The 2335-nt window shown below is 65.8% G+C and carries 3 protein-coding genes; all 3 read right to left on the minus strand.

What is annotated here, in order from left to right; genetic code table 11:
* On the minus strand, positions 1-533 hold a 533-nt coding region (locus tag EN969_RS27075; RefSeq protein ID WP_206525238.1), incomplete at its 3' end, for an alanine racemase.
* Positions 534-643: 110 nt separating this feature from the next.
* A complete protein-coding gene (locus tag EN969_RS27080) occupies positions 644-1165 on the minus strand; it encodes an RNA pyrophosphohydrolase (RefSeq protein ID WP_013529078.1) in 522 nt (173 codons plus the stop codon).
* 30 nt (positions 1166-1195) lie between these two features.
* Positions 1196-2335, minus strand: a 1140-nt coding sequence (locus EN969_RS27085; protein WP_164758527.1) for a divergent polysaccharide deacetylase family protein, incomplete at its 5' end; no start/stop codon positions are given.

Consider the following 2335-nt stretch of genomic DNA (forward strand, 5'->3'; position numbering starts at 1 on the left):
ACGTAACGGATGTCGATGCCGTCGAAAGCCTGCGGATCGGCGGCGATGCGATCCACATCCCGAGGCGCCATGCCGAGCCGCGACATGCCGCTGTCGACCTGGACCGCGGCCGGCAGTTTTCGGCCGGCGCGGCGGGCCGCAGCACGCCAGGCTGCCAGTTGCTCGTGGCTGTTGATAACAGCGCAAAGGTTTGCTGCCACGGCGTCCGGCTCGGCACCGGGCGGAATGCCGTTCAACACGAAAATGGCAGGGCCGGCCCCAAGCGAGCGGCGCAGGGCGACGCCTTCGCCCAGAAGCGCAACGAAGAAGATATCGCAGCCTTCGCGCAGCAGTGCCGCCCCGACCTGGCCGGCGCCAAGGCCGTAGCCGTCCGCCTTGAGCACACCAGCGCAGGCAACATCGCCCAACCGCGCCTTCAGCCGCCGGTAGTTTTCACGGATTGCACCGAGATCGATGGTGAGGATGGCCCCAGCCGCCACTTCGCTCGTGGCGGTGACCTCTTCTGGCGGCGATTTTTGGAGGGCGTCGTTCATGGCGACCGTTCTTGTGGTGGATGGGTTAGTCAGTAGTCAGTAGTCAGTAGAATTTGGCGCGGACCGCAACAGAACATTCAACCCTACTCCCCTACTCCCCTACTCCCCTACTATCGCACCAGATGCCGGAACGCCGCCACCACATCCTCATAGACATGGCGCTTGAACGGCACGATCAGGTCGGGAAGGTCCTGCATCGGCCGCCATGCCCATTTGTCGAACTCGGCGGTGTGGCCACCCGGCGGCGGATTGATCTGGATCTCGCTGACATCGCCGTGGAAGCGAAAGGCGAACCATTTCTGCGTCTGGCCGCGATACCGGCCCTTGAAGGCGATGCCGACGAGATGCTCCGGCAAATCATAGTTGATCCAGTCCGGCGCCTCGGCCAGTAGCGAGACGCCGCGCATGCCGGTCTCCTCATAGAGCTCGCGCTCGGCCGCCTGCAGGGGCTCCTCGCCCTCGTCGATGCCGCCTTGTGGCATCTGCCAGAGCTGCGTCGTGCCGGCAAATTCGCTGTCCGGTTCGGCAATGCGGTGCCCGACCCAGACCAGGCCCTCGGCATTGAGGATCATCAGCCCGACGCAGGGTCGGTAAGGCAGCGTTTCGCGGTCGATTTTGTTCGTCTTTGGCATCAGTCACTCTTTCCAGCCGTCTTCCGAGGGCTAGCCTTTTTGCGGATCGATAGCCACCGCTGAAATCGGCACGATCTCGATGCCGCGCTTCTTGGCCTCGACCACCCAGGATGACACGGTATCGACCGTCAGGTCGAAGGCCGAACCGATGCCGACGGCAGTGCCTTTGGCCCGCGCGGTCGCCTCCAGGCTGTCGAGCTTCTTCAGGATTTCGCCGCGATCCTGCACGGCATCAATCGCCATGTCGCCGGCGACGAAGGGCACGCCGTCCTTCAGCGCCAGATCCGGCGCCAGACTGCGCGCCGACGAGCCGTCATCGATATAGGCGAGGCCGCGTTTGCCGAGCTCGGCGATGAACGGCTCCATCGCCGCCGCGTCAGCGGAAAAGCGGGCGCCCATATAGTTCATGACGCCGGTATAGTTGGTCGTCCGCGACAGCGCCCAGTGCAGGCTCTTCAGGTTCTCGTCCGCGCTCGCCGCCACCGTCAGCGTGTTGCGTCCCGGATTGACCTTGGGATAATCGAACGGTTCGAGCGGCACCTGCATGACGATCTCGTGGCCGCTCTGCCTGGCTGCCTGCATCCAGCGGCCGATGCTGTTGCCTTGCGGCGCGAAGGCCAGCGTCACTTCCGCCGGCAGCTTGGCGATGGCCGCCTGGGTGCCGGTCTGCGAAACCGAAAGTCCACCGATGACGATCGCCACCCGTGCGCCGCGCCCGCCCGACCAGGGCCGCGCATAGACGTCGAACGGCCGCCTGCCATCGGCGGCGCGCACCGGCAACGGCCCGGTCTCGCTGGCCTCGATCAGCGCCTTGTCTGGAATATGCGCGACCTTCAGGTTCTGGCCGACGGTCGACGGGTCGCGAATGACGATCGCTGCCTTGGGCGGCCCATCGCCCTCCTCCGTCTGCACATGGATGATCTGCGGCCCACCTGATTTGACCGGCGCCTCCGGCTTCGGTGCCGCCGGGGCCAATGCAGGCGGCGCGGCGGCAGGTTCGGCCGCCGCGGTCACTTTCGGCGTTGAAACGGCAACCTGTTGCGGCTTACGAAACGGCTTTTCCCTGAGCGCGATCGCGCCGGAGATGCCTGCCACCACCAGCACGGCCACTGTCGCCATGATCGCACCGCTGCTGAGCTTGCCGGCGGCGCGCGGCGGCCGGACTGCCTG

It is taken from the genome of Mesorhizobium sp. M7A.F.Ca.CA.003.01.2.1, from assembly GCF_003998945.1.
GTDB classification, from domain to species: domain Bacteria; phylum Pseudomonadota; class Alphaproteobacteria; order Rhizobiales; family Rhizobiaceae; genus Mesorhizobium; species Mesorhizobium ciceri.

Coding starts and splice junctions, on each gene's coding strand:
- EN969_RS27080 (WP_013529078.1), bottom strand. CDS start 1,165: ATGCCAAAGACGAACAAAATCGACCGCGAAACGCTGCCTTACCGACCC.